Origin of the sequence: Pseudomonas qingdaonensis (assembly GCF_018398475.1) — a bacterium.
Taxonomy (GTDB): domain Bacteria; phylum Pseudomonadota; class Gammaproteobacteria; order Pseudomonadales; family Pseudomonadaceae; genus Aquipseudomonas; species Aquipseudomonas palmensis.
In genome coordinates, this window is sequence record NZ_CP074676.1 from 381,711 (window position 1) to 405,863 (window position 24,153).

At 65.5% G+C, this 24,153-nt stretch carries 24 protein-coding genes and 2 pseudogenes; 6 read left to right on the top strand and 20 right to left on the bottom strand.

Annotated features, from left to right (window positions below):
• The first annotated feature begins 108 nt into the window (after positions 1-108).
• The 3 genes from KH389_RS01790 to KH389_RS01800 all read left to right on the top strand — a co-directional run bounded on the left by KH389_RS01790 (position 109) and on the right by KH389_RS01800 (position 2,675).
• Positions 109-909, top strand: a complete 801-nt coding sequence (locus KH389_RS01790; RefSeq protein WP_043862230.1) for a transporter substrate-binding domain-containing protein — start codon at positions 109-111, stop codon at positions 907-909.
• A 76-nt stretch (positions 910-985) separates the two neighbouring features.
• Entirely contained in the window at positions 986-1,948 is a 963-nt protein-coding gene (locus KH389_RS01795) for an amino acid ABC transporter permease (protein ID WP_043862170.1), read from the top strand.
• Positions 1,941-2,675: an amino acid ABC transporter ATP-binding protein gene (locus tag KH389_RS01800; protein ID WP_043862229.1), complete on the top strand. Its 735-nt coding sequence runs from the start codon at positions 1,941-1,943 to the stop codon at positions 2,673-2,675. The genes KH389_RS01795 and KH389_RS01800 overlap by 8 nt, the downstream gene beginning before the upstream one ends.
• Before the next feature lie 85 nt (positions 2,676-2,760).
• Here KH389_RS01800 and KH389_RS27635 read toward each other — a convergent pair whose 3' ends face one another.
• The 14 genes and pseudogenes from KH389_RS27635 to ubiE form a co-directional block, all read right to left on the bottom strand.
• The gene (locus tag KH389_RS27635) at positions 2,761-3,633 is read right to left on the bottom strand and encodes a methyl-accepting chemotaxis protein (RefSeq protein WP_370409078.1); all 873 of its coding nucleotides are present in this window, start codon (positions 3,631-3,633) and stop codon (positions 2,761-2,763) included.
• Between the two features lie 30 nt (positions 3,634-3,663).
• Positions 3,664-4,692: pseudogene (locus KH389_RS27640) on the bottom strand (methyl-accepting chemotaxis protein); the annotation flags it as partial.
• A gap of 139 nt (positions 4,693-4,831) precedes the next feature.
• Positions 4,832-6,748 carry a methyl-accepting chemotaxis protein gene (locus KH389_RS01810; RefSeq protein WP_213606786.1) on the bottom strand — a complete coding sequence of 639 codons (1,917 nt, stop codon included), beginning with the start codon at positions 6,746-6,748 and terminating at the stop codon, positions 4,832-4,834.
• A gap of 176 nt (positions 6,749-6,924) precedes the next feature.
• Positions 6,925-7,797 carry a methyl-accepting chemotaxis protein gene (locus tag KH389_RS27645; RefSeq protein WP_420831968.1) on the bottom strand — a complete coding sequence of 291 codons (873 nt, stop codon included), beginning with the start codon at positions 7,795-7,797 and terminating at the stop codon, positions 6,925-6,927.
• 30 nt (positions 7,798-7,827) lie between these two features.
• Positions 7,828-8,841 (bottom strand): annotated as a pseudogene (locus KH389_RS27650) (methyl-accepting chemotaxis protein); the annotation flags it as partial.
• 138 nt (positions 8,842-8,979) lie between these two features.
• Positions 8,980-9,687, bottom strand: coding sequence for a 16S rRNA (uracil(1498)-N(3))-methyltransferase (locus KH389_RS01820; protein WP_043862166.1), 708 nt, complete (start codon positions 9,685-9,687; stop codon positions 8,980-8,982).
• Entirely contained in the window at positions 9,684-10,469 is a 786-nt protein-coding gene (tatC, locus tag KH389_RS01825) for a twin-arginine translocase subunit TatC (protein ID WP_043862165.1), read from the bottom strand. Before tatC ends, KH389_RS01820 begins: the two co-directional genes overlap by 4 nt.
• Positions 10,466-10,882 carry a Sec-independent protein translocase protein TatB gene (tatB, locus tag KH389_RS01830; protein ID WP_043862164.1) on the bottom strand — a complete coding sequence of 139 codons (417 nt, stop codon included), beginning with the start codon at positions 10,880-10,882 and terminating at the stop codon, positions 10,466-10,468. Before tatB ends, tatC begins: the two co-directional genes overlap by 4 nt.
• A 4-nt stretch (positions 10,883-10,886) precedes the next feature.
• A complete protein-coding gene (locus KH389_RS01835; RefSeq protein WP_043862163.1) occupies positions 10,887-11,156 on the bottom strand; it encodes a twin-arginine translocase TatA/TatE family subunit in 270 nt (89 codons plus the stop codon).
• A 23-nt stretch (positions 11,157-11,179) separates the two neighbouring features.
• On the bottom strand, positions 11,180-11,515 hold the full coding sequence (locus KH389_RS01840; RefSeq protein WP_043862162.1) for a phosphoribosyl-ATP diphosphatase: 336 nt from the start codon (positions 11,513-11,515) through the stop codon (positions 11,180-11,182).
• A gap of 1 nt (position 11,516) precedes the next feature.
• Entirely contained in the window at positions 11,517-11,909 is a 393-nt protein-coding gene (gene hisI / locus KH389_RS01845; RefSeq protein ID WP_043862161.1) for a phosphoribosyl-AMP cyclohydrolase, read from the bottom strand.
• A 72-nt stretch (positions 11,910-11,981) separates the two neighbouring features.
• On the bottom strand, positions 11,982-13,586 hold the full coding sequence (gene ubiB, locus KH389_RS01850; RefSeq protein WP_213606788.1) for a ubiquinone biosynthesis regulatory protein kinase UbiB: 1,605 nt from the start codon (positions 13,584-13,586) through the stop codon (positions 11,982-11,984).
• Positions 13,583-14,206 (bottom strand): ubiquinone biosynthesis accessory factor UbiJ, encoded by a 624-nt coding sequence (locus tag KH389_RS01855; RefSeq protein ID WP_043862159.1) that lies wholly within the window; start codon positions 14,204-14,206, stop codon positions 13,583-13,585. The genes ubiB and KH389_RS01855 overlap by 4 nt, the downstream gene beginning before the upstream one ends.
• Complete coding sequence (gene ubiE / locus KH389_RS01860; protein ID WP_043862158.1) at positions 14,206-14,976, bottom strand: bifunctional demethylmenaquinone methyltransferase/2-methoxy-6-polyprenyl-1,4-benzoquinol methylase UbiE; 771 nt, start codon at positions 14,974-14,976, stop codon at positions 14,206-14,208. Before ubiE ends, KH389_RS01855 begins: the two co-directional genes overlap by 1 nt.
• Before the next feature lie 125 nt (positions 14,977-15,101).
• On the opposite strand from ubiE, the gene KH389_RS01865 reads away from it, so the two are divergent.
• The 3 genes from KH389_RS01865 (at position 15,102) to KH389_RS01875 (ending at position 16,794) form a co-directional block, all read left to right on the top strand.
• Positions 15,102-15,377, top strand: coding sequence for a polyhydroxyalkanoic acid system family protein (locus KH389_RS01865; protein WP_043862157.1), 276 nt, complete (start codon positions 15,102-15,104; stop codon positions 15,375-15,377).
• Positions 15,378-15,575: 198 nt separating this feature from the next.
• Positions 15,576-15,998 carry a phasin family protein gene (locus KH389_RS01870; RefSeq protein WP_043862156.1) on the top strand — a complete coding sequence of 141 codons (423 nt, stop codon included), beginning with the start codon at positions 15,576-15,578 and terminating at the stop codon, positions 15,996-15,998.
• A gap of 10 nt (positions 15,999-16,008) precedes the next feature.
• On the top strand, positions 16,009-16,794 hold the full coding sequence (locus tag KH389_RS01875; RefSeq protein WP_210013900.1) for a phasin family protein: 786 nt from the start codon (positions 16,009-16,011) through the stop codon (positions 16,792-16,794).
• A gap of 142 nt (positions 16,795-16,936) precedes the next feature.
• Here the strand turns inward: KH389_RS01875 and KH389_RS01880 are convergent, their stop codons facing one another.
• The 6 genes from KH389_RS01880 to hslU all read right to left on the bottom strand — a co-directional run bounded on the left by KH389_RS01880 (position 16,937) and on the right by hslU (position 24,114).
• The gene (locus KH389_RS01880) at positions 16,937-17,551 is read right to left on the bottom strand and encodes a TetR/AcrR family transcriptional regulator (protein WP_043862154.1); all 615 of its coding nucleotides are present in this window, start codon (positions 17,549-17,551) and stop codon (positions 16,937-16,939) included.
• A gap of 13 nt (positions 17,552-17,564) precedes the next feature.
• Positions 17,565-19,247, bottom strand: coding sequence for a class II poly(R)-hydroxyalkanoic acid synthase (phaC, locus tag KH389_RS01885; protein WP_213606789.1), 1,683 nt, complete (start codon positions 19,245-19,247; stop codon positions 17,565-17,567).
• A 118-nt stretch (positions 19,248-19,365) separates the two neighbouring features.
• Positions 19,366-20,217 carry a poly(3-hydroxyalkanoate) depolymerase gene (gene phaZ, locus KH389_RS01890; RefSeq protein WP_043862152.1) on the bottom strand — a complete coding sequence of 284 codons (852 nt, stop codon included), beginning with the start codon at positions 20,215-20,217 and terminating at the stop codon, positions 19,366-19,368.
• Positions 20,218-20,274: 57 nt separating this feature from the next.
• Positions 20,275-21,954, bottom strand: a complete 1,680-nt coding sequence (gene phaC / locus KH389_RS01895) for a class II poly(R)-hydroxyalkanoic acid synthase (protein ID WP_043862151.1) — start codon at positions 21,952-21,954, stop codon at positions 20,275-20,277.
• A gap of 350 nt (positions 21,955-22,304) precedes the next feature.
• Positions 22,305-22,682: a gamma-butyrobetaine hydroxylase family protein gene (locus KH389_RS01900; protein ID WP_043862150.1), complete on the bottom strand. Its 378-nt coding sequence runs from the start codon at positions 22,680-22,682 to the stop codon at positions 22,305-22,307.
• A 94-nt stretch (positions 22,683-22,776) separates the two neighbouring features.
• A complete protein-coding gene (hslU, locus tag KH389_RS01905; RefSeq protein WP_054915767.1) occupies positions 22,777-24,114 on the bottom strand; it encodes an ATP-dependent protease ATPase subunit HslU in 1,338 nt (445 codons plus the stop codon).
• Between the last annotated feature and the right edge of the window lie 39 nt (positions 24,115-24,153).

Sequence of the window (24,153 nt, forward strand, 5' to 3'; positions counted from 1 at the left end):
TGCCGGCGATGTTTCACTCCTTTTTCTGATACCAACAACGCCCCCCATGCGTTAGCATCCCCCCCGATAATAAAACTCGAAGTTTTCCTGCTGGGGGATCTGGTGATGATGAAAAAGTATCTGTCGATGCTGATGATCGGCGTCGCGGCACTGATGACGGTGAACGCTGCACAGGCAGCCGGCGCCATCGATGACGCGGTCAAGCGCGGCACCTTGCGCGTAGGCATGGACCCTACCTACATGCCGTTCCAGATGACCAACAAGCGTGGCGAGATCATCGGCTTCGAAGTCGATATCCTCAAGGCCATGGCCAAGTCCATGGGCGTCAAGCTGGAAACCGTCTCCACCGCCTACGACGGCATCATCCCGGCCCTGATGACCGACAAGTTCGACATGATCGGCAGCGGCATGACCCTGACCCAGGAGCGCAACCTCAAGCTCAACTTCAGCGAACCCTTCATCGTGGTCGGTCAGACCCTGCTGATCCGCAAGGAGCTGGCCGGCGAGATCAAGACCTACAAGGACCTGAACAACGAGAAGTACCGCCTGACCTCCAAGCTCGGCACCACCGGTGAAATGGTCGCCAAGAAGCTGATCGGCAAGGCCAAGTACCACGGCTACGACAACGAGCAGGAAGCGGTGATGGACGTGGTCAACGGCAAGGCCGACGCCTTCGTCTACGACGCCCCGTACAACGTGGTGGCAGTGAACAAGGCCGGCGCCGGCAAGCTGCTGTTCCTCGACGAGCCGTTCACCTTCGAACCGCTGGCCTTCGGCCTGAAGAAGGGCGACTACGACAGCCTGAACTTCATCAACAACTTCCTGCACCAGATCAAGCACGACGGCACCTACGATCGAATCCACGACAAGTGGTTCAAGGACACCGCCTGGCTGAAGGACATGGAATAAGGCCGCGGCCCCACGCCCGGTTCGAAACCCGACGCGCAGGCTGGCCCTGCGCGTTCGCTTTTACGGAAGTACCCCCGTGATCAAACACAAGAAAGCCCAGTGGCCCTGGCATGGGCTGACGGCGCTGGTCCTGATCGGCCTGGCGCTGAGCCTGTATTACGCAACCTCGGTGATCTCCTACGAGTGGCGCTGGAACCGTGTGCCGCAGTACTTTGCCTATCAGGCCGAAGTTGCCCAGCGCGCCGCCGAAAACGGCGTGATCGAGGCGATCGAGCGCAAGGGCGACATGGCCCGCGTCACCTTGCGTGACGAGAGCGGCGCCGAACAGGTGCTGAACGTCGAGCAGGCCAGCCTGCAGATGGACCGTGGCGACGACGTGGCCGAGGGCGACCTGATCGGTGTGACCCACCAGTGGGCCGCCGGGCCGCTGGCCTGGGGCCTGTTCACCACCTTGTGGATCTCGGTGGCGGCGGGGGTGCTGGGGTTGGTGATCGGCCTGTTCGCCGGCCTGTGCCGGTTGTCCAGCAACCCGACCCTGCGCGACCTGTCGACGGTGTATGTCGAGCTGGTGCGCGGCACGCCGCTGCTGGTGCAGATCTTCATCTTCTACTTCTTCATCGGCACCGTGCTCAACCTGTCCCGCGAGTTTGCCGGGGTGGCGGCACTGGCGCTGTTCACCGGCGCCTATGTCGCCGAGATCGTGCGCGCCGGGGTGCAGTCGATTGCCCGCGGCCAGGGCGAGGCGGCCCGTTCGCTGGGCCTGAGCGCCGGCCAGTCGATGCGCCACGTGGTATTGCCGCAGGCGTTCAAGCGCGTGCTGCCGCCGCTGGCCGGGCAGTTCATCAGCCTGGTCAAGGACACCTCGCTGGTGTCGGTGATCGCCATCACCGAACTGACCAAGAGTGGCCGCGAGGCGATCACCACCTCGTTCTCCACGTTCGAGATCTGGTTCTGCGTCGCCGGGCTGTACCTGCTGATCAACCTGCCGCTGTCGCATTTCGCCAGCCGGCTCGAGCGGAGGCTTGCGCAAAGTGATTGAAGTCCGTGACCTGGTAAAAGTCTTCGACACCCGTGGGCAGGTGGTGCGTGCGGTGGATCACGTCAGTACCGACGTGGCCAAGGGCGAAGTGCTGGTGGTGCTGGGCCCGTCGGGCTCGGGCAAGTCGACCTTCCTGCGCTGCCTCAACGGCCTGGAAACCTTCGACGAGGGCACCGTGGCCATCGACGGCCTGCAACTGGCCGACCCGAAGACCGACGTGAATGCCTACCGGCGTGAAGTCGGCATGGTGTTCCAGCACTTCAACCTGTTCCCGCACATGACCGTGCTGGAGAACCTGTGCCTGGCGCAGAAGGTGGTGCGCAAGCGTGGCAAGGCCGAGCGTGAGGCCAAGGCGCGTGCGTTGCTGGAGAAGGTGGGCATTGCGCAGAAGGCCAACGAGTTTCCCTCGCGCCTGTCTGGTGGCCAGCAGCAGCGCGTGGCGATTGCCCGTGCGCTGGCGATGGAGCCGAAGGTGATGCTGTTCGACGAGCCGACCTCGGCGCTGGACCCGGAGATGGTTGGCGAGGTGCTGGACGTGATGAAGACCCTGGCCCTGGAAGGCATGACCATGGTCTGTGTGACCCACGAAATGGGCTTTGCCCGGGAAGTGGCGGACCGCGTGCTGTTCTTCGACCACGGCAAGTTGCTGGAAGATTCGCCACCGGAGGCGTTCTTCACTGCGCCGAAGGACCCACGAGCCCAGGCGTTCCTGCGCCAGGTGCTGTAACCGCAGCGTGGCCTTCGCCACCAAGGCTGGCTCCTGCAGGGTTTCGCCGCACCTGCAGGAGCCAGACTTGCTGGCGAAGAGGCCGTTACAGGCTGAACCGCCCGACCAACGTCTGCAACTGCCCCCCCAGTCGCGCCAGCTCCACGCTCGACGCCGCAGTCTGCTGGCTCGCCGTGGTCGTCTGATCGGCAATATCCCTCACCGTCATCACATTGCGGTTGATCTCCTCGGCCACCGAGCTCTGCTCTTCACTGGCCGTGGCGATCTGCTGGTTCATGCCCTGGATGCTCGACACTGTCTCGGTGATCTGCCCCAGCGCCGCGCCCGCCCGCCGGCTCAGTTCGACGCTGTCGCGGCTCAGGTCGCGGCTGCTGTCGAGCAGGTGCACCACCTGCGCCGTACCACTGTGCAGGTTGCCGATCAGCTCCTCGATCTCCTCGGTGGACTGCTGGGTACGCTGGGCCAGGCCGCGCACTTCATCGGCCACCACCGCAAAACCACGCCCGGCCTCGCCCGCCCGCGCAGCCTCGATGGCGGCATTGAGCGCCAGCAGGTTGGTCTGCGACGAAACCGACTTGATCACATCCAGGATGCTGCCGATACGCTCGCTCTCCTGGGCCAGCTGCTGCATGGCCAGGATCGACTCCTCCACCTGCCTGGCCAACTGCTCGATCTGCCCGATGGCGTCGTTGACCACCTGGTTGCCTTCGCGCGCCTGGCTGTCTGCGGCAGTGGCTGCCGCCGAGGCGAATTCGGCGTTGCGCGCCACCTCCAGTACCGTGGCGGCCATCTCGTTCATCGCGGTGGCCACCTGGTCGGTCTCGTCCTTCTGGTTGCCGGTCATCAGCTGGGTGCGCTCGGCGACACTCGATAGCTCGCCCACCGCAGCGGTCAACTGGCCGGTGCCCTGGCCGATGCCACCGATCAGCTCGCGCAGGCTCAGGGCCATCTGCTGCATGCTGTTCTGCAACTGCCCCAGCTCATCCTGGCGTGATACCCGCAGGTCGCTGCGCAGGTCGCCCTTGGCGATGCATTGCGCCGCTTGCAGGGTGCGTCTGAGCGGTTCGGTGATCTGGCGCGTGATCAGCCACGCGGCCAGGCTGCCGAGTACCAGCGCCAGCAAGGCGATGACGCTGAGCATGCTGCGTGCCTCGAGGGCTTCTTCGTCGCGCAGCTGGATCTGGTGTCGGGTCAGTACGCGACTGGCATCGCGCAGCTGGTTGCCCATGGTCTCCAGCCCGCCCTGAAGCTGCTCTACCGCGATGGCGGCCTGGCGGTAGCGGTCCAGCAACTGCACATAGCTGGCGAGCGCGGCGGTAGTGGCCTGCAGGTCGCTGGGCGGCAGGTTGCGCCTCAGATCGGCCAGGCTGGCCTGGGCGGCGCCGAGCGCGCTGGCACCCACCTGCTCGAAGGCACTCAGCGGGCTGAAGGTATAGGCCGGGGCGCGGCTTTGCTGGCCGGCGGTCTCGATGTGTCGTGCAAGCGTTGCGAACAGGCGCTGCTCCGAGGCCTGCCGTTCGCTGCCCTGGCGCTCGCCCAGCAGGGTCTTCTGCTCCAGCGTGTCGATGCCGTCGAGCAGGCGCTGCTCCTGTTCACGCAGGGCGGTTTCGTGCGTATGGCGCGTGCCGACGGCCTGCTGCAAGGTGTCGAAGTCGCGCACGAACTGGGCGACCACCTGCTGATTGGCCGTGATCACCTGGCGGTCGGCCGCATCGTCGAACTGCCCCAGCATGCTCTGCAGCAGGCGCTCCAGTTCGGTCAGGGTCGCGCTGATCCTGCGCCTGCTCTCGTCGTCCGCCAGCACCCGGTAGGTGATGCGCTCGGCACGCAGGTCCTTGCTCAGGTCGTTGATCGCGGCAATCTGGGTGAGGCGCTGCGAGCTGTCGATGGATTCGTTCAGTGCATGCCAGCCGCCCAGGGTGGTCGCCAGCGTCAGCAGCAGGACGCTGGCAAATCCCAGGGCCAGCTTGAGCCTGACGCTCAGGTTGCCAAGCATCCGGTACAAAGGTGCGAACATGACGGTTCTCCAGTGAAATGAGGGATGTAGCGCCTGGATAGGGTCGGGCGCAGCTACCTGTGCTCATCGGCCACTGGAGGCCAAGCTGGACCTGCAAATGCTGTAGGAAAATTCCCATCTTGCAGGCGGAAAATTCCACCTAGAGCTGAAAGCGCCCGACCAGCGCCTGCAATTGAACCCCCAGGCGTGCCAGCTCGATGCTGGAGGCCGCGGTCTCTTCGCTGGCGGCGCTGGTCTGGTCGGACACGTCGCGCACGTTGATCACGCTGCGGTTGATTTCCTCGGCCACTGCACTTTGCTGTTCGGCCGCGGCCGCAATCTGCTGGTTCATTGCCTGGATCGACGACACCGTGGTGCTGATGGTGGCCAGCGAGGTGCCGGCGCGCCGGGTCAGCTCGACGCTGCTCAGGGTCAGCTCGCGGCTGTTGTCCAGAATCCCGGCGACCTCGGAGGTGCCGCGGTGCAGGCCGGCGATCAGGCCTTCGATCTCTTCGGTGGATTGCTGGGTGCGTCGGGCCAGGCCGCGTACCTCGTCGGCGACCACGGCGAAGCCGCGCCCGGCCTCGCCGGCGCGGGCGGCCTCGATGGCCGCGTTGAGCGCCAGCAGGTTGGTCTGCTGGGCTACCGACTTGATCACGTCGAGCACGCTGCCGATCTTGTCGCTTTCGGCCTTGAGCTGGGCCATGGCTTCGCCGGAGTGGTCGACCGCCGCCGCCAGGCGCTCGATCTCGTCGATGGCCTCGCTGACCACCCGATCGCCTTCGCCGGCCTGCTGGTCGGCCAGGGTGGCGGCCTCGCTGGCCTGCTCGGCATTGCGCGCCACATCCTGCACGGTAGCGGCCATTTCATGCATGGCAGTGGCCACCTGGTCGGTTTCGACCTTCTGCGTGCTGACCCCGCTGCTGGTCTGCTCGGTCACGGCCGAGAGCTGCTCGGCGGCGCTGGCGATCTGGGTCACGCCCTCGCCGATGCCACCGACCAGCTCGCGCAGGCTCACGGTCATGCGCTGCATCGCACGCTGCAGCTCGCCCAGCTCGTCGCGTCGCTCGGCCACCAGGGTCTGGCTCAGGTCGCCGCCGGCCACCCGTTCGACCAGGCGCAGGGTCTGCTGCAGGGGCGTGGTGATCTGGCGGGTGATCACCCACGCGGCCGCGATGCCCAGCAGCAGCGCAACGGCGATCGCCAGGCCCAGGTTGTAGCGTGCCTGCAGGGCCTGCTGGTCGACCAGCTCGGTCTGCGACTGGGTCAGCTCGTCGCTCACCGCCAGCAGGCTGTCGCCCAGCTGTGCCAGGTGCTGCAGGGCCGAGTCGCTGGCGCTGCGCGCCGCGCTGAAGTCGAGCACGGCAGCGCGGTAGTCGGCCAGTGCCCCCGCGGCGGCACGCAAGGTGTCGCGATAGGTGCTCGGTAGCCTGTCGGGCAGTGCGTCAAGCTGGCTGGCCGCCTGGTCGATGGCGGCCAGTGCCGGTGCCTCGAATTCGGCGCGGCCGCTGTAGGTGTAGCCGCGCAGGTGAAAGCGGGCCTGCTGGATCTGTTGGTCCACCGTCACCAGGCTGGCGTAGGCGCTGAATTCGGCACGCTCGCGCAGGGCCTGCCCGACTGGCGCCAGCAGCGCCACCGCGCGTTCGGCGCTGCTGCCCAGGGCGTCGCGTGCCTGCTGGCGCGCCTGCACCGTGGTCTGCAGCTCGGCGAAGGTGCGCCGGTACTGGTCGAGGGTGTTTTCCTGGCGTTGTACCCGGGCAAGGTTGGCCGGCACGTTGAGGCGCCGCTGCAGGTAGGCCAGGCGCTCGGCCACGTCGTCCAGCTCCTTGTCCATCTGCTGGCCGACGGCAGGCTCAAGGTTGCGCTCGTAGACCAGCCGCTGGTTGCGCACATCCTGGATCTCCTTGTTCACCGCCCCGATGTCGGTGAGCTTGTCGCTGCGGTCGGCAAGGTCTTCCAGGGTGGTCCAGCCGATCAGGGCGATGCCCAGCGTCAGCAACAGAACCAGGGCAAAGCCCAGGGCCAGTTTCAGTTGAATGCTCAGGTTGCCCAGCATCCGATTCATCGTCACAAGCATGGTGGCTCTCCAGGTACGAGGTTCAGACGCACCCGTGGGTGCGCCAATGCGAACGCATCGGCTGGAGCGCCAAGGTCTGGACCTGCAAACGCTGTAGGACTTTTCGCTATTTGTTCGACGGCCACAGGGGGCCGGACACCGGCAGCGATCAACGCCGCTGCCGGCAGGGCGGGGGGTTACAGGCTGAAGCGGGCGACCAGGGTCTGCAGGTGGGTGCCCAGGCGCGCCAGCTCGACGCTGGAGGCGGCGGTCTCTTCGCTGGCGGCGCTGGTCTGGTCGGACACATCGCGCACCGTCATCACGCTGCGGTTGATCTCTTCGGCCACTGCGCTCTGCTGCTCGGCAGCGGCGGCGATCTGCTGGTTCATGGCCTGGATCGAGGACACGGTGCGGGTAATGGTTTCCAGCGAGGTGCCGGCGCGGCGGGTCAGCTCGACGCTGCTGCCGGTCAGGCTGCGGCTGTTGTCCATCACCGTGGCGACCTGCTGGGTGCCGTTCTGCAGGCCGGCGATCAGATCCTCGATCTCTTCGGTCGATTGCTGTGTGCGCTGGGCCAGGCTGCGCACTTCATCGGCAACCACCGCGAAACCGCGCCCGGCCTCACCGGCACGAGCGGCCTCGATGGCGGCGTTGAGGGCCAGCAGGTTGGTCTGCTGGGCCACCGACTTGATCACGTCGAGCACGCTGCCGATCTTGGCGCTTTCGGCCTTGAGCTGACCCATGGCTTCGCTGGAGTGTTCCACCTCGGCGGCCAGGCGCTCGATCTGGTCGATGGCCTCGCCCACCACGCGGTCGCCTTCGCGGGCCTGCTGGTCGGCCATCTGCGCCGCCTCCGAGGCCTCTTCGGCGTTGCGCGCCACTTCCTGCACGGTGGCGGCCATCTCGTTCATGGCCGTGGCCACCTGGTCGGTCTCGACCTTTTGATTGTTGACCCCGGCGCTGGTCTGCTCGGTGACGGCCGAGAGCTGCTCGGCGGCGCTGGCGATCTGGGTGACACCATCGCCGATACCGCCGATCAGCTGGCGCAGGTTCACGGTCATGCGCTGCATGCTGTGCTGCAACTGGCCGAGTTCGTCGCTGCGCTCCACGCGCAGGTCGTGGCGCAGGTCGCCGCTGGCGATGCGGTCCACGGCGCCGAGGGTGTGGCGCAGGGGCACGACGATCTGGCGGGTGATGGCCCATGAGGCGAGGATGCCGAAGAACAGCGCCAGCGCCGTGGCCAGGGCCAGCATCGATTGGGCGTGCTGCGATTCGTCGTCGCGCAGCTGGGTGAGGCTGCGGCTCATCTGCTGGCTCAGGTCGATCAGCAGCGTGCCCTGTTCGGCCATGTGCTGCAGGGCCGCGTCATTGGCGGCCTGGGACTGGCTGAACTGCTCCACCGCGTTGCGGTAGGTGGCCAGCGCCTGGGTGGCGGCGGCCAGGGCATCGGCATGCTCGGCCGGCACCTTGGCCGGCAGGCTGCGGATGACGCTCAGGGCCTGGTCGATGGCCTGCAGGGCGGTCTGCTGCAGCTCGGCCTGCCCGCTGAAGATGTAGCCACGCACGTGGAAGCGGGCCTGCAGCATCAGCGCCTTGGCCTGCACGGCGCTGTTGAAGGTCTGGATATCGCCGCCTTGCAGCAGCCCGCGCTCTACCTGATCCAGCGATGCGGCGGTCTTTTCCGCGCTGCTGCTCATGGTCGCACGGCTGGCCTCGCGGGCCTGGGCCGCCTGCTTGAGGTCGGCGAAGGCGCGCTGGTACTGGGCAACCGCCTCGTTCTGGCGTTGCAGGCGGTCGCCGTTTTCGCTGGGCGGTATGTGCTGTTCCACGTTCTTGAGCTGGCGATCCAGCTCTACCAGGGCGTTCTCTACCGCGTCGGCGCTGGCGGCATCGCGTTTGTGCTCATAGGTCTGGCGGGCGATGCGCAGGTCCTGGGTGATCTGGTGAATCCGGGAAATCTCGCCCAGGGTGTCGCCGCGCTGGGTGACACCGTTGAGCCCCTGCCAGCCGGTGAGTGCGATCAGCAGGGTCAGCAGCAACACGGTGCCGAAGCCGATGCCGAGTTTGAGCGTGACGCTAAAATTGCCCAGATGGTGGGCGAACCAACGGTACATGGGGTGACTCCATTGCGATCAGGCGGGGCGGATGCGTGGTCTGTGGCCAATGCATCGGCCTGGGGTCACAAAACTGAAGGTGTGTATGAAAGGCGTCGCCGGCAAGGCCGGCTCCTACGCACAGCAGCGGACGCGGTGCTAGAACAACCGCGCCAGCAGGGCGGTGACCGCCGTCTCCACACGCAGGATGCGCTCGCCCAGCTGTACCGGGTTCAGCCCGGCCTTGCCCAGCAGCTCGACCTCATATGGGATCCAGCCACCCTCCGGGCCGATCGCCAGGGTCACCGGCTCGGTCAATGCGCGCGGGCAGGGCGGGTGGTTGCCAGGGTGGCCGACCAGGCCCAGGGTACCCTCGGCAATCGCTGGCAGGCGATCTTCGACGAAGGGCTTGAAGCGCTTCTCGATCACCACCTCGGGCAGCACGGTGTCGCGCGCCTGCTCCAGGCCCAGCACCAGTTGCTCGCGTATCGCCGCAGGCTCCAGGAAGGGGGTTTGCCAGAAGCTCTTCTCGACCCGGTAACTGTTGACCAGGATGAGCTTGCCCACGCCCATGGTGGCCACGGTCTGGAACACCCGGCGCAGCATCTTCGGGCGCGGCAGGGCCAGCACCAGGGTCAGCGGCAGCTTGGCCGGCGGCGGCTGGGTGAACTCGACCGACAGTTCGGCTTCATGGCCCTCCAGGCGCAGCACCACGGCCTGCCCCATCAGCCCCCCCAGGCGTCCCACGCGCAGGGTGTCGCCCACCGCCACGCGGTGGATCTCCTGCATGTGGGTAAAGCGCCGGTCGCCCAGCACCACACGGTCGGCCGCGACGAAGTCGGCCTCCTCGAGCAGCAGCAGGTTCACGGCTGGGTGGCTGGCGGCTGGTCGTCAGGCTCGTCGGCCTGCACCGGGGCACTGCGCTTGCGGATGAGCCCGCCGAACAGCACGCCGACTTCGAACAGCAACCACATCGGCACGGCCAGCAGGGTCTGCGAGAAGATGTCCGGCGGGGTCAGCACCATGCCGACCACGAAGCAGCCGATGATGACGTAGGGGCGGATCTTCTTCAGGTACTTCACGTCGACCACGCCGATCCACACCAGCAGGATCACCGCCACCGGGATCTCGAAGGCCACGCCGAAGGCGAAGAACAGGGTCATGACGAAGTCGAGGTAGCTGGCGATGTCGGTCATCATCGACACGCCTTCGGGCGTGGCGCTGGCGAAGAAACCGAAGATCAGCGGGAATACCAGGAAGTACGCGAAGGCCATGCCGGCATAGAACAGGAAGATGCTCGACACCAGCAACGGCACTGCGATGCGTTTTTCATGGCGGTACAGGCCGGGGGCGATGAACCCCCAGATCTGGTGCAGGATCACCGGGATCGCCAGGAACAGCGAGACGATCATGGTCAGCTTGAATGGCGTGAGGAACGGCGAGGCCACGTCGGTGGCGATCATCGTGGCGTTGGCCGGCAGGTGGGCGCGCAACGGTGCCGAGACCAGGGTGTAGATCTGCTGGGCGAAGGCGAACAGGCCGGCGAAGATCACGAAGATGACCGCGACGCAGCGCAACAGGCGCGTGCGCAGCTCGGTAAGGTGCGAGACCAGCGGCATCGGCTGGTCGTTTTCCGGGATTTCGCTCATGGGGCTCGCGGCGGCTGTGTCGGTTCGGTGGGCGGTGCTGCTTCGACGGCAGGTGCAGGTGCAGGTGTCGGTGCAGTCACAGGTTCTGGTGCAGGCGCCGGCGCAGCCTCGGTGGCGGTGGCGGCTGGCTCCGCGCCGGGGGTGTGCGCCGGATCGGGCTGTACCGATTGCGGGTTGAGGATGCGCCGGGCTTCCTGCTCCATGGAGAGGATGTGCTCGTTGTGCAGCTGGCGCCGGATATCGTCGGCACCGATCTCGCGCTCCACCTCGTTCTTGATCGCGTTGAAGCTGCGTTTCAGTCGGCCGATCCACAGCCCGGCGGTACGTGCAGCGCCCGGCAGGCGCTCGGGGCCGAGCACCAGCAGGGCCACCAGGCCGACAAGCAACAACTCACTGAAGCTGATCCCGAACATGTGTTCACTCTTTCCTGGTCGGCTCTTCGACCTTGTGCGCCTGGCCATCGAAGGTCTGCGGCTGGTTCAGCGGTGCAGCGGCGGGCGGCGGGGTTGGCTGGGCAGGCTGTACGGTGGGCTGCTCCGGCTTGTCTTCCTCTTCGTTCATGGCCTTCTTGAAGCCCTTGATCGACTCGCCCAGGTCGCTGCCCAGGTTCTTCAGTTTCTTGGTACCGAACACCAGTACAACCACCACCAGCAGGACGATCCAGTGTTTCCAGTCAAAAATACCCATGGTGCAATCCTCGATTGAATTCGTTAGGCCGACGGCTGGCGGGCGGCCTTCTCGTCGTGCCCGGACAGGCCGAAGCGGCGGTCCAGTTCGTCCAGCACGGCCTGCGGGTGCTGGCCCAGGGCGGCGAGCATGACCATGCTATGGAACCACAGGTCGGCGGTCTCGTAGATGACATCGCTGCATTCGCCACTGACGGCGGCGTCCTTGGCGGCGATGATGGTCTCGACCGATTCCTCGCCGACCTTTTCCAGGATCTTGTTCAGGCCCTTGTGGTACAGGCTGGCCACGTACGAGGTGTCGGGGGCCGCGCCCTTGCGCGATTCGAGCACTTCGGCCAGGCGGATCAGGGTGTCGCTCATGTCAGTGTCCTGCGCTGTAGATGGCATGCGGGTCTTTGAGTACCGGGTCGACGGTCTTCCACGCGCCGTTCTCGTACACGCGGTAGAAGCAGCTTTCACGGCCGGTATGGCAGGCGATGTGGCCCAGTTGCTCGACCATCAGGATGATCACGTCGGCGTCGCAGTCCAGGCGCATTTCATGCAACTTCTGCACGTGGCCGGACTCTTCGCCCTTGCGCCACAGTTTGCCACGCGAACGCGACCAGTAGATGGCGCGCTGCTCGGCGGCAGTCAGGCTCAGGGCCTCGCGGTTCATCCAGGCCATCATCAGCACGCGCCCGGTCTTGTGGTCCTGGGCGATCGCCGGTACCAGGCCATCGCTGTTCCAGTTGATCTCGTCCAGCCAGTCTTTCATGTTCGACTCCAAAATAGGCCACGGTCCCGCACCGATGCCACCTGCTAGTGTGCCAGCCACGCAGCAGGCTGGCTATCGGCGCACGATCAGGTAAAGGCCCCCGGCCAGCATCAGCCAGGCCGGCCAGGCTGCCGGGGCGCTGAGGCTCACGGCACCTGCGGCGATGGTTGCGCCGCCCGCCAGCAGGCCGGCACCGAGCAGGCGCAGGGCCCAGCGATCGCGCTGCTGCCAGGGTGGCGGCGGGTCGTGCAGGTGCGGTTGCGACATGCGTTCGAGCAGGTCGCGGGTCATGCCGGCCAGGTGCGGCAGTTGCTCGACCTGGCTGTGCAGGTTCTGCAGCACGTTTTTCGGGCTGACCCGCTCGCGCATCCAGCGCTCCAGAAACGGCTGGGCGGTGCTCCACAGGTCCAGGTCAGGGTACAGCTGACGGCCCAGGCCCTCGATGTTGAGCAGGGTCTTCTGCAGCAGCACCAGTTGCGGCTGCACTTCCATGTTGAAGCGCCGCGCGGTCTGGAACAGGCGCATCAGCACCTGGCCGAAGGAAATATCCTTTAACGGTTTTTCGAAGATCGGCTCGCACACGGTGCGGATCGCCGCCTCGAATTCGTTGAGCTTGGTCTGCGCCGGTACCCAGCCCGAGTCGATGTGCAACTGGGCCACGCGACGGTAGTCACGCTTGAAGAAGGCGAACAGGTTGCGTGCCAGGTAGTCCTGGTCCTCGGGGGTGAGGCTGCCCACGATGCCGCAGTCGATCGCGATGTACTGCGGGCTCCACGGCTTGACGGTGCTGACGAAGATGTTGCCCGGGTGCATGTCGGCGTGGAAGAAGCTGTCGCGAAACACCTGGGTGAAGAAGATCTCGACGCCGCGCTCGGCCAGCAGCTTCATGTCGGTGCGCTGGTCGGCCAGGGTGGCAAGGTCAGTGACCTGCACGCCATAGATGCGCTCCATCACCAGCACCTTGGGCCGGCACAGGTCCCAGTACACCTGGGGCACGTACATCATCTCCGAGCCTTCGAAGTTGCGTCGCAGTTGGCTGGCGTTGGCCGCCTCGCGCAGCAGGTCGAGCTCGTCGTAGATGGTCTTCTCGTAATCGTTGACCACCTCGACCGGGTGCAGCAGGCGGGCATCGGCCGACACCCGCTCGGCGCCGCGGGCGATCAGGAACAGCCAGGCCAAGTCCTGCGCGATGATCGGCTTGAGGCCTGGGCGCACCACCTTGACCACCACCTCCTCGCCGCTCTTGAGGCGCGCCGCGTGCACCTGGGCCACCGAGGCCGAGGCCAGCGGTTCGACGTCGAAGCGGCTGAAGATCTCGCCCACCTTGGCGCCGAGCTGCGATTCGATCAGCGCCACGGCCTTTTGCGGGTCGAAGGGCGGCACGCGGTCCTGCAACAGCATCAGCTCGTCGGCGATGTCGGCGGGCAGCAGGTCACGGCGGGTGGAGAGCAGCTGGCCGAACTTGATGAAGATCGGGCCCAGGTCCTGCAGCGCCAGGCGCAGGCGCGCGCCACGGCTCAGGGGCGACTGCTTGCGCGGCAGCCAGCGCCAGGGCATGGCGAAACGCAGGGTCATCAGCCACCAGGGCAGGGGCAGGTCGAACAGCAGGTCATCGAGACGGTAGCGGATCACGACGCGCTGGATGCGCAACAGACGGCGGACGGCAAGCAGCTTCATGCGTTATCGCTGGATTCAAGGGATCGGGCAAGGCGCGCAATGCGTGCCTCGAGGCGTTCTACATCGATTTTCAGGGCATCGAGCTCGGCGAAGCGCGCTTCGGCCTCGCGCTGGCCGACCAGGGTGCGGGCCTCTTCGGCCAGGTATTCGCCAAGGTTCTGGTTGAGGCTGGCCAGGCCCTGGCGGGTCCAGCGCGCGCGGCTGCGCAGGTGGCCGCCGATCAGCTGGGTGGCGACCGGGCCGAGCCAGCGCGAGAGTTCGTACTCCCAGTCCAGCTCCAGGTCCTGCAGCACGCCGACCAGGTCGAGCAGCACCGCGCTGTCGCCTTCGAGTTCCACCTGCGGGCTGTGCAGCACCGCCGGCTTGTCCTGGCTCAGGGCCAGTTGCAGCAGGCTGCTGGCCGGCGCACGCAGGGTGCAGTCGGCCTCGGTTTCCCAGTGGCTGGCGAGCATCAGGCCTTCATCGCCGGGCAGGATGTACAGCTGCAGCGCCGGCTGGCGGCAGTCGATGGCAATGATCTTGCCCTCGAGCGCAGCCAGGCGCGGCAGCGCAGTGCTGTCCATGCGCAACACACGGTTGAGACCGTGTTCGACGCTGGCGAGCAGCCCGGCCAGCAACATCAGGGCTTGATACCGCGGTGCAGGGCCACGATACCGCTGGTCATGTTGTGGTAGGTGACGCGGTCGAAACCGGCGTCGACCATCATGGCCTTGAGGGTTTCCTGGTCGGGGTGCATGCGGATCGATTCGGCGAGGTAGCGGTAGCTGTCCGCGTCGTTGGTGATCAGCTTGCCGGCCAGCGGCATGAAGGCGAACGAGTAGGCATCGTAGACCTTGGACATCAGCTTGTTGGTCGGCTTGGAGAACTCCAGCACCAGCAGGCGGCCGCCCGGCTTGAGCACGCGCAGCATCGAGCGGATCGCGTCGTCCTTGTGGGTCACGTTGCGCAGGCCGAAGGCGATGGTCACGCAGTCGAAATGGTTGTCGGGGAAGGGCAGCTTCTCGGCGTCGGCCTGGACGAACTCGATGTTGCCGGCCACGCCCTTGTCGAGCAGGCGGTCACGACCGACCTTGAGCATCGAGGCGTTGATGTCGGCCAGTACCACCTGGCCGGTGGGGCCGACCAGCTGCGAGAACTTGCGCGCCAGGTCGCCGGTGCCGCCGGCGATGTCGAGCACGCGGTTGCCAGGGCGCACGCCCGACAGCTCGATGGTGAAGCGCTTCCACAGGCGGTGCATGCCGCCGGAGAGCACATCGTTCATCAGGTCGTACTTGGCGGCCACCGAGTGAAAGACTTCGGCGACTTTCTCGGCCTTCTGGCTTTCGGGGACATCCTTGTAGCCGAAGTGGGTGGTGGGTTCGGCGTGTTCGCCTTTGCGCTGGTCGTTCATATCGCTTCACCGGAAAAAATTACTGGCCATTCTAGGGCGTGCGGCTGCATTTGTCTTGGCGGGGTGTGTCGCAGGCGGAGGCAGGGGCATAATGGGAGTATGCCCTTCTAGCCAGGATTGATTGAATGACCCAGATCAGCGTCGAACGCAAACACAGCCTGGGGCGCGCAGCGGCCCGGGAAAAGGCCGAAGCCCTGGTGGACAAGCTGACCCGCGAGTACGACCTCAAGGCGCAGTGGAACGGTGACCGGGTAGAGGTCAGGCGCAGCGGTGCCAATGGCAGCATCGATATCGGCGACGACAGCATCCGGGTGGAGTTGAAGCTCGGGATGATGCTGTCGATGATGGGCGGCACGATCAAGGCCGAGATCGAGCGGGCCCTGGACAAGGCCCTGGCCTGAAACCGCTGTAGAGGGTCAAGCGGCCCCGCAGGTTCACTGCAGGCCCTGTGGGCGCGGGCTTGACCCGCGACAGGGGCATTCGCTGCACAGCAAATCCTGCCCTTAGGGTGAGGATTCTAATTTTTCCCCCTACCTTTGTGCCCAAGCCCAACTTTCACGGGCGTAACTCCATTTCCGTTCAAGCGTGAGGTGCAGAGCATGGCCAAAGTGACCCTGAAGAAAATCGACGACGCCCCGGGCAAGGCTCTGGGCGAGGTGCGCGGCTACGCGCGCAAGATCTGGCTGGCAGGCCTGGGGGCCTACACCCGGGTCGGGCAGGAGGGCGCCGAGTACCTCAAGGAGCTGGTCAAGGCCGGCGAAACCGTGGAGAAAAAAGGCAAGAAACGCCTCGACCACGAACTCGATGCCGCCAACAGCGAGATCCAGTCCGCCAGGCAGGAACTGGGCAGCGTGAAGGGCAAGGTCGAAGTTCAGCTGGATAAAATCGAAAAGGCTTTCGACACACGGGTCGCCAGCGCCTTGAATCGCATCGGCATTCCGTCTAAACATGACGTGGAGGCACTTTCTGCCAAGCTCGAAGAGCTGACGCTGTTGCTCGATCGTGTCGCACGCAAACAATAAGGAGAGCGGGATGGCTGGCAAAAAGACAACTGAGAAAGAGAGCAGCTCCTGGGTCGGGGGGATCGAAAAGTATTCCCGCAAGATCTGGCTGGCTGGTTTGGGTATCTACTCCAAGATCGATCAGGACGGCAGCAAGCTTTTCGAAACCCTGGTCAAGGACGGTGAGAAAGCTGAAAAGCAGGCCAAGGGCAGCGTCAACTCGGCCAAGGCCAGTGCCAAGTCTGCGACCTCGCGCGTAGGCGACGTGAAAGACCGCGCACTGGGCAAGTGGAGCGAACTCGAAGAGGCTTTCGACAAGCGCCTGAACAGTGCCATCTCGCGCCTGGGCGTGCCCAGCCGCAATGAGGTCAAGGCACTGCACCAGCAGGTCGACACCCTGACCAAGCAGATCGAGAAACTGACCGGTGCCTCGGTCAAGTCGGTCTCGGCCAAGGCGCCGGCCAAGCCACTGGCCAAGGCAGCACCGAAAGCGGCGGCCAAGCCTGTGGCCAAAACTGCGGCGGCCAAACCAGCAGCGGCCAAGCCAGCAGCCAAGCCGGCCGCGGCGAAAACCGCAGCCGCCAAGCCTGCAGCGAAAGCGGCGGCCAAACCTGCCGCAAAACCTGCCGCCAAGCCGGCAGCAGCGAAAAAGCCAGCGGTGAAGAAAGCCCCGGCCAAGCCTGCTGCAGCCAAGCCCGCAGCGGCCAAACCGGCAGCGCCAAGTGCCAGTGCGGCACCGGCGCCAAGCCCGGCGGCCACTGCGGCGCCAGCCGCGTCGGCAGCACCAGCACCTTCGAGCCCGGCCAGCCAGGCCTGACTCGAGGTAGCTGTACAGAAAACGCCCGGCCTGTGTGCCGGGCGTTTTTATGTGCAGTGCCTGTGCTGGCCTCATCGCCGGCAAGGCCGGCTCCTACAGGTAGCGCGCCGTCTGTAGGAGCCGGCCTTGCCGGCGAAGCTCTTCAGCCTTCCAGGTACCTCAGGGCCAGTTGCTCCGCCGCCAGGCGTGACTCCACCTCCAGGTGCGGCGCCACCAGCATCATCACCTGGTACACCACGATCCCGACCTCGCCCTCGCGCGCCAGAATCCGCTGGTAGTCCAGCGAGAACAGCAAGGTCATGCTGATCTGCTCCACCAGTTGCCCCAGTGCGCGGGTATCGCTGGTCACCTGCCCATGCGCCTTGAGGCTCGCCAGCAATGCCGCCAGCGTGCGCTTGAGCGCATTGAGCAGGGTGCGCATGCCCCGCGCCAGCTTGGGCAGGCGCCCGGTAAGGTTGGACAGGTCCTGGAACAGAAAGCGGTACTGCGCCATGCGCTCCACGATCAGGTGCAGGAACAGCCAGTAGTCCTCGGCATCCAGGCGCACCTCCAGGGGCGGGTCGAGCAGGGGCGTCAGCTCCTCCTCGAAACGCTCGAACAGGCCCAGCACCAGCGGCTCCTTGCCGTGGAAGTGGTAGTACAGGTTGCCCGGGCTGATGCCCATCTCGTTGGCGATTTCCAGCGTCGAGACATTCGGCTCGCCCTGACGATTGAACAGGTGCAGGGCGCACTCCAGGATACGGTCGCGGGTCTTCATCCGTTCTTCTTGCTCAGCGCACCAGCACGTAGGTGCCGGGTGCGGGGTCCATGGGAGGGTAATTGGCGCTGCCCAGCGACAGGCGGGTTTCGCGCTGCGCACCGGAGCGCGCCTGTATCCAGTCGAGCCACTGCGGCCACCAGCTGCCCTCGACCTTCTGCGCATCGTGGTACCAGGCCCGCGGGTCGCTGCTCAGCCTGGGGTTCTCGACAAAATGCGCCTTGGGGTGGCCCGGCGGGTTGAGGATGCTCTGCACATGCCCGCTGTTGGCCAGCACGAAGCGCCGTTCGCCGCCCAGCAGCAGGGCCGAGCGGTACACCGCGTCCCACGGGGTGATGTGGTCGTTGCTGCCGGCCACGTGGAAGCTGTCCACCGTGACCTTGTGCAGGTCGATCGGCGTGCCGCACACCTCGAGGCCGTCGGCGTGCGTCAGCGGGTTGAATTTGAAGAAGTCCAGCAGATCGCCGTGCAGCGCGGCCGGCAGGCGGCTGTTGTCGTTGTTCCAGTACAGGATGTCGAATGCCGGGGGCGCCTTGCCCAGCAGGTAGTTGTTGACGAAGTAGTTCCAGATCAGGTCGTTGGGGCGCATCCAGGCGAACACCCGTGCCATCTCGCGGCCCTCCAGCACGCCCTGCTGGTAGGAGCGGCGCTTGGCCGCCTCCAGGGTCTGCTCGTCGGCGAACAGGCTGGCGGGGCTGTCGAACTGGCTGTCGAGCAGGCTGACCAGGTAGGTGGCGCTGTGCACCCGGCGCATCTGGCGCTTGGCCTGCAGGTGGCCCTGCAGGGCCGCGATGGTCAACCCGCCGGCACAGGCGCCAAGCAGGTTGACGTCGCGGCTGCCGGTGATCGAGCGGCACACGTTCATGGCTTCCTCGACCGCCGCCACGTAGCTCGACAGGCCCCATTCGCGATGCCGGGCGTCGGGGTTGCGCCAGCTGATCATGAAGGTTTTCAGGCCGTTCTTGAGGGCGTACTGCACAAAGCTGTTGGTCGGGCTGAGGTCGAAGATGTAGAACTTGTTGATCTGCGGCGGCACCACCAGCAGGGGCCGGGCGTACTGTTTTTCGCTCATCGGGCGGTACTGGATCAGCTCCAGCAGCTCGTTGCGAAACACCACCGCGCCGGCGGTGCTGGCCAGGTTCCTGCCCACCTCGAAGGCGTCCGGGTTGACCTGGCGTGGCAGGCCGTCGTTGTGGCGCAGGTCGTCGAGCAGGTGGTTCAAGCCGCGCACCAGGCTCAGCCCGCCGGAGTTCAGCAGCTCCTTGACCGCCGCCGGGTTGAGCAGGGTGTTGCTGGGCGACATTGCATCGTTGAGCAGCGAGAACACGAAGTGCGCGCGGGCGCGGTCATCGTCGTCCAGCTGGCTCTCGTCGATCCACTGGCAGGTCTGCTGCTGCCAGGCCAAGTAGGCCTGCAGGCCGCGTCGGTACAGCGGGTTGAGCTGCCAGGCCGGGTCGTTGAAGCGGGTGTCGCGTGGCGAGGGCTGGTAGGGGGTATCGCCCAGCATCACGCGCCCCAGCTGGCCACCCAGCGCCAGCAGGTGGCGCGCCGTGTGCAGCGGGTGACGCAGGCCGTGGCGCCCCAGCTGGTGCACCGTCGACAGCAGGTCGCGACCGCGCAGGCCACTGATGGCGCTGCGCACGTTGAGATAGGCAGCGGGGGTCGGTACCCCGGGCTTCGCGGGCTTGTCTTTCATCCAGGCAACACTCCGTCGTCAGGCCATCAACCAATGTTTCAATGCAAGAGCGACACCAACCCGAACTGGCGCTGACATGCCCCGGCGCTCCTGCCGGGGGTGCAAGCGATAGAGGTGCTCAAGCGCTCGGGGCGGGCCGTGGATGCATGACGGCGCGTTGGCGCTCCTGCTGCAGGAATTTCATGATGATCGGGGCAACGGCTTCGGCCCGGGTGATCAGGAACAAGTGACCGTCGTCGATTATGTGTAGCTGGGCATTGGGAATTCGCCAGGCCAGCAGGCGCATATTGATCAGCGGGATCAGCGGGTCGTCGTCGCCGGCCAGCACCAGGGTCGGCTGCTGGATCTTGTGCAGCCAGTGGATGCTGGTCCAGCCCATGCCGGCGAACAGCTGCCAGTAATAGCCCAGCTTGCCCGAGGAACGCACCTTGGCCGCATGCGACGCGGCCAGGTTCGGGTCGCGGCGAAAGGCCCCGCCATAGATTTCCGGGGCGATGCGGATCACGTGGGACGGCTGTATGTAGCGCCTGGGGCTGGCCATCAGCCACAGCACCCGCGGCTTGCCCGGCACCATCACCGCACCGGCGGCGGTGGCCGCCAGCACCAGCTTCTTGCAGCGCTCGGGGTAATCGTGGGCGAACTGCTGGGCCAGCGCTCCGCCCCACGACACGCCGATGGCATTGACCTGCCCGTAGTCGAGGTAGTCGAGCATGCGCGCCGTCAGCTTGGCCAGCCCGGGGAAGCGGTAGGGCCGGCGCGGTGTCGACGAACCGCCCACGCCGGGTACGTCGAAGGCGATCACTTCAAGGTCCGGGTCCAGCGCATCGATGAACGGGAACACCAGCTCCAGGTTGGCGCCGATACCGTTGAAGATCAGCAGCGGCGTGAGGTGCGGCTTGCCGGGGCGAACGGCCGTGCGGATGGACTGGCCATCGAGCTCGACGGTTCTGAAGAGGTACGGTTGCGGCATGCGCGAGCCCTGTCGTGAGTAGCAGCGCCGCCTTGCCTGCGGCGGCGCCGGGTGTTTTCAGCGTTCGTGGACGTAGGTGCCGGGCGACGCTTCGGCGCTCGGGTAGGCCTTGTTGCCCAGCTTGGCGGGTGCCGGCTTGAGTGCGCCGGAGCGCTCGGCCAGCCACGCCTGCCAGTACAGCCACCAGGAATCGGTGTGCTTGGTGGAGTTCTCCTGCCAGTCGTCGGCCTGGGCCGGCATCTCGCTGCTGGTCATGTAGCGCGACTTGGGGTTGCCCGGCGGGTTGAGGATGCTCTGGATATGCCCGCTGTTGGACAGCAGGAACTCGACCTTGCCGCCGAACAGCTGCGCCGACTTGTAGCAGGACTTCCATGGGGTGATGTGATCGTTGGTGCCGGCCACGCTGAAGATGTCGGTGGTGACCTGGCTCAGGTCGATCGGCGTGCCGCACACTTCCAGTGCACCGGGACGCACCAGCGGGTTGTTTTTGAACATTTCGATCAGGTCGCCGTGGAAGGCGGCGGGCAGGCGCGTGGTGTCGTTGTTCCAGAACAGGATGTCGAACACCGGCGGCTCGTTGCCGAGCAGGTAGTTGTTGACCCAGTAGTTCCAGATCAGGTCGTTGGGGCGCATCCAGGCGAACACCTTGGCCATGTCGCGGCCTTCTAGCACACCGGCCTGGTAGGAATGGCGCTTGGCCGATTCTAGGGTCTGCTCGTCGACGAACAGCGCCACCTGGGTGTCGAGGGTGGTGTCGAGCACGCTCACCAGCAGGGTCAGGGCATTGACCTTCTTCTCGCCCAGTGCCGCGTAGTGGCCCACCAGCGCGGTGCAGGTGATGCCGCCGGAGCAGGCACCGAGCATGTTCAGGTCCTTGCTGCCGGTGATAGCCAGCACCACGTCGACGGCCTCCTTGAGCGCATCGATGTAGGTCGACAGGCCCCACTCGCGCTGGGACTTGTTGGGGTTGCGCCAGCTCACGATGAAGGTCTGCACCGTGGAGCGCAGGCAGAAGCGCGCCAGGCTCTTTTCCGGGCTGAGGTCGAAGACGTAGAACTTGTTGATCTGCGGCGGTACCACCAGCAGCGGCTTTTCGTGCACCTGCTCGGTGATCGGGCGGTACTGGATCAGCTCCAGCACGTCGTTGCGAAATACCACGGCGCCCTCGGTGGTGGCCAGGTTCTTGCCCACCTCGAAGGCGTCCATGTTGACCTGGCTGGGCATGCCGCCGTTGTGCACCATGTCCTTGGCCAGGTGCGACAGGCCGTCGAGCAGGCTCTTGCCACCGGTTTCGAAGAAGCGCTTGACCGCTGCCGGGTTGGCCGCGCTGTTGGTGGGGGCCATGGCCTCGGTCATCAGGTTGATGACGAAGTGCGCGCGGCTGATGTCCTGCTCCGACAGGTTGCTGTTGCCGATCCAGTCGTGCAGTTCCTTGCGCCAGGCCAGGTAGGTCTGCAGGTAGCGGCGGTACAGCGGGTTCTGGCTCCAGGCCGGGTCGCTGAAGCGGCGGTCGTCGCCCTCCGGCTGCAGGCCGGACTTGCCGAAGATCACGTCCTTGAGCTGCAGGCCGAAATGCGCGACGTGCTTGGCACTGTGCAGCGGTTGCTTGATGGCCTGACGCAGCACCATCCGGGCCGAAGACAGCAAATCCTTTCGGCGCAGGCCAATGATGGGGCTCAGGCCCAGGGTGTTTTCAGAGGCTTGGCGCTGCAGGTCATCGTTGTTCTTGTTACTCATCTACGACGCTCCGTTGTCCTGAGACGAGTACCGGCTGGGCTGTGGGCGTTGCACAGACGAATGCCCGGTACTACTGCTCGGGTGACCAGTGATAACGAACTGCGGTCCTGCGACCGGATGCGCGACGGTGATGAGCCCTGCGGGTTTATGCGTGTGAAGACAACCTGCTTTCGCTCGCGACCTCGGCATACCGGCCAGACCCTGCATCAACCCGCCCATGCAGGGTACTTGCCATATCCATTGGTTACCCGACTTTCATGGAATGCGCAAGCCGGCCAATCGCTGGCCGGCGCACGGGCATTCAAGCAAATAGAATTAGAAAATGCGCTCTAAAACGCCGGAGTGCCGGGCTAGAGCATCAGCTTGACGATCGACTCGGAAGGGTCGCGGGATTTGCCGGCCTTGGCCAGTTCGTCGAGGTACTCGGCCCACAGCTGGTCCTGGCGCAGGCACAGCTGTTCGAGGTATTCCCAGGTGAACAGGCCGCTGTCGTGGCCGTCGTCGAAGGTGAGCTTGAGCGCGTACTGCCCGGCGGGCTCGAGCTGGCTCAGGCCGACGCCGAGCTTGCCAAATTGTAAGATCGGATTGCCGTGGCCCTGGACCTCGGCGGAAGGGGAGTGCACGCGCAGAAATTCGGCGGGCAGGTGATACACCTCGTCGGGCCCGTAGGTCAGGCTCAGGGTCTTGGAGGCTTTGTGCAGATTGATGGCGGTAGGCAGACGGGGCATGGCTATAAGGCTCTTGGGCTTCAAGCTGCAAGCTACAAGCTGCAGGAGAAGGCGTCCAGCACCTCCGGCCTGCAGCTCGCCGCTTGCCGCTGAGCTACAGAATGTAGCGCGACAGATCTTCGTTCTGTGCCAATTCGCCCAGGTGGCTGTTGACGTACTCGGCGTCGATGCGGATCGGCGCTTCGCTGTGGGCGCTGGCCAGGTCGCCGGCGCTGAACGACACCTCTTCGAGCAGGCGCTCGAGCAGGGTGTGCAGGCGACGGGCACCGATGTTCTCGGTCTTCTCGTTGACCTGCCAGGCAATCTCGGCCAGGCGCTTGATGCCGTCGGCAGCGAACTCGATGTTCAGCCCCTCGGTCTTGAGCAGCTCGCGGTACTGCTCGGTGAGCGAGGCATGCGGTTCGCTGAGGATGCGCTCGAAGTCTTCCGGGCTCAGGGCCTTGAGTTCGACACGGATCGGCAGACGACCCTGCAGCTCGGGCACCAGGTCGCTCGGCTTGCTCAGGTGGAACGCACCGGAGGCGATGAACAGGATGTGGTCGGTCTTGACCATGCCCAGCTTGGTATTGACCGTGCAACCTTCGATCAGCGGCAGCAGGTCGCGCTGCACGCCTTCACGGGACACATCGGCGCCACCGACGTTGCCGCGCTTGGCTACCTTGTCGATCTCGTCGATGAATACGATACCGTGCTGCTCGACCGCCTCGAGGGCCTTGGCCTTGAGTTCTTCCTCGTTGACCAGGCGCCCGGCTTCCTCGTCGCGCACCAGCTTGAGCGCTTCCTTGACCTTGAGCTTGCGGCTCTTCTTCTTGCCCTTGCCCATGTTGGCGAACAGGTTCTGCAGCTGGTTGGTCATCTCTTCCATGCCCGGCGGCGCGGAAATGTCGACGCCGACCGCTTCGGCCACCTCGATCTCGATTTCCTTGTCGTCAAGCTGGCCTTCACGCAGGCGCTTGCGGAACAGCTGGCGGGTGTTGGAATCGCTGCTGTTGACCGGGTCTTCGTTGAAGCCGGTGCGGGCCGGTGGCAGCAGCGCATCGAGGATGCGCTCTTCGGCGGCGTCTTCGGCACGGTGGCGCACGCGCACGATCTCCTGCTCGCGCAGCAGCTTGATCGCGGCGTCGGCCAGGTCGCGGATGATCGACTCGACGTCACGGCCCACATAGCCCACTTCGGTGAACTTGGTGGCTTCGACCTTGATGAACGGCGCGTTGGCCAGCTTGGCCAGGCGACGGGCGATTTCGGTCTTGCCCACGCCGGTGGGGCCGATCATCAGGATGTTCTTGGGGGTGACTTCCACGCGCAGCTCTTCGGGCAGCTGCATGCGGCGCCAGCGGTTGCGCAGGGCGATGGCGACGGCGCGCTTGGCATCGTCCTGGCCGATGATGTGGCGGTTGAGTTCGTGGACGATTTCGCGGGGGGTCATGGACATAATGGTCGATGGTCCTGTGGGCAAGTGTTCAGCGTGGAA

Coding starts and splice junctions, on each gene's coding strand:
- KH389_RS01840 (WP_043862162.1), bottom strand. CDS start 11,515: ATGAGCGACACCCTGATCCGCCTGGCCGAAGTGCTCGAATCGCGCAAG.
- KH389_RS27645 (WP_420831968.1), bottom strand. CDS start 7,797: ATGCAGCGCATGACCGTGAACCTGCGCCAGCTGATCGGCGGTATCGGC.
- tatC (WP_043862165.1), bottom strand. CDS start 10,469: ATGAGCGAAATCCCGGAAAACGACCAGCCGATGCCGCTGGTCTCGCAC.
- tatB (WP_043862164.1), bottom strand. CDS start 10,882: ATGTTCGGGATCAGCTTCAGTGAGTTGTTGCTTGTCGGCCTGGTGGCC.
- KH389_RS01875 (WP_210013900.1), top strand. CDS start 16,009: ATGGCTGGCAAAAAGACAACTGAGAAAGAGAGCAGCTCCTGGGTCGGG.
- phaC (WP_213606789.1), bottom strand. CDS start 19,247: ATGAAAGACAAGCCCGCGAAGCCCGGGGTACCGACCCCCGCTGCCTAT.
- KH389_RS27635 (WP_370409078.1), bottom strand. CDS start 3,633: ATGCAGCAGATGGCCCTGAGCCTGCGCGAGCTGATCGGTGGCATCGGC.
- KH389_RS01900 (WP_043862150.1), bottom strand. CDS start 22,682: ATGCCCCGTCTGCCTACCGCCATCAATCTGCACAAAGCCTCCAAGACC.
- phaZ (WP_043862152.1), bottom strand. CDS start 20,217: ATGCCGCAACCGTACCTCTTCAGAACCGTCGAGCTCGATGGCCAGTCC.
- KH389_RS01790 (WP_043862230.1), top strand. CDS start 109: ATGAAAAAGTATCTGTCGATGCTGATGATCGGCGTCGCGGCACTGATG.
- ubiE (WP_043862158.1), bottom strand. CDS start 14,976: ATGAACGACCAGCGCAAAGGCGAACACGCCGAACCCACCACCCACTTC.
- KH389_RS01855 (WP_043862159.1), bottom strand. CDS start 14,206: ATGTTGCTGGCCGGGCTGCTCGCCAGCGTCGAACACGGTCTCAACCGT.
- ubiB (WP_213606788.1), bottom strand. CDS start 13,586: ATGAAGCTGCTTGCCGTCCGCCGTCTGTTGCGCATCCAGCGCGTCGTG.
- KH389_RS01810 (WP_213606786.1), bottom strand. CDS start 6,748: ATGCTTGTGACGATGAATCGGATGCTGGGCAACCTGAGCATTCAACTG.
- phaC (WP_043862151.1), bottom strand. CDS start 21,954: ATGAGTAACAAGAACAACGATGACCTGCAGCGCCAAGCCTCTGAAAAC.
- KH389_RS01870 (WP_043862156.1), top strand. CDS start 15,576: ATGGCCAAAGTGACCCTGAAGAAAATCGACGACGCCCCGGGCAAGGCT.
- hisI (WP_043862161.1), bottom strand. CDS start 11,909: ATGAAAGACTGGCTGGACGAGATCAACTGGAACAGCGATGGCCTGGTA.
- hslU (WP_054915767.1), bottom strand. CDS start 24,114: ATGTCCATGACCCCCCGCGAAATCGTCCACGAACTCAACCGCCACATC.
- KH389_RS01835 (WP_043862163.1), bottom strand. CDS start 11,156: ATGGGTATTTTTGACTGGAAACACTGGATCGTCCTGCTGGTGGTGGTT.
- KH389_RS01880 (WP_043862154.1), bottom strand. CDS start 17,551: ATGAAGACCCGCGACCGTATCCTGGAGTGCGCCCTGCACCTGTTCAAT.
- KH389_RS01865 (WP_043862157.1), top strand. CDS start 15,102: ATGACCCAGATCAGCGTCGAACGCAAACACAGCCTGGGGCGCGCAGCG.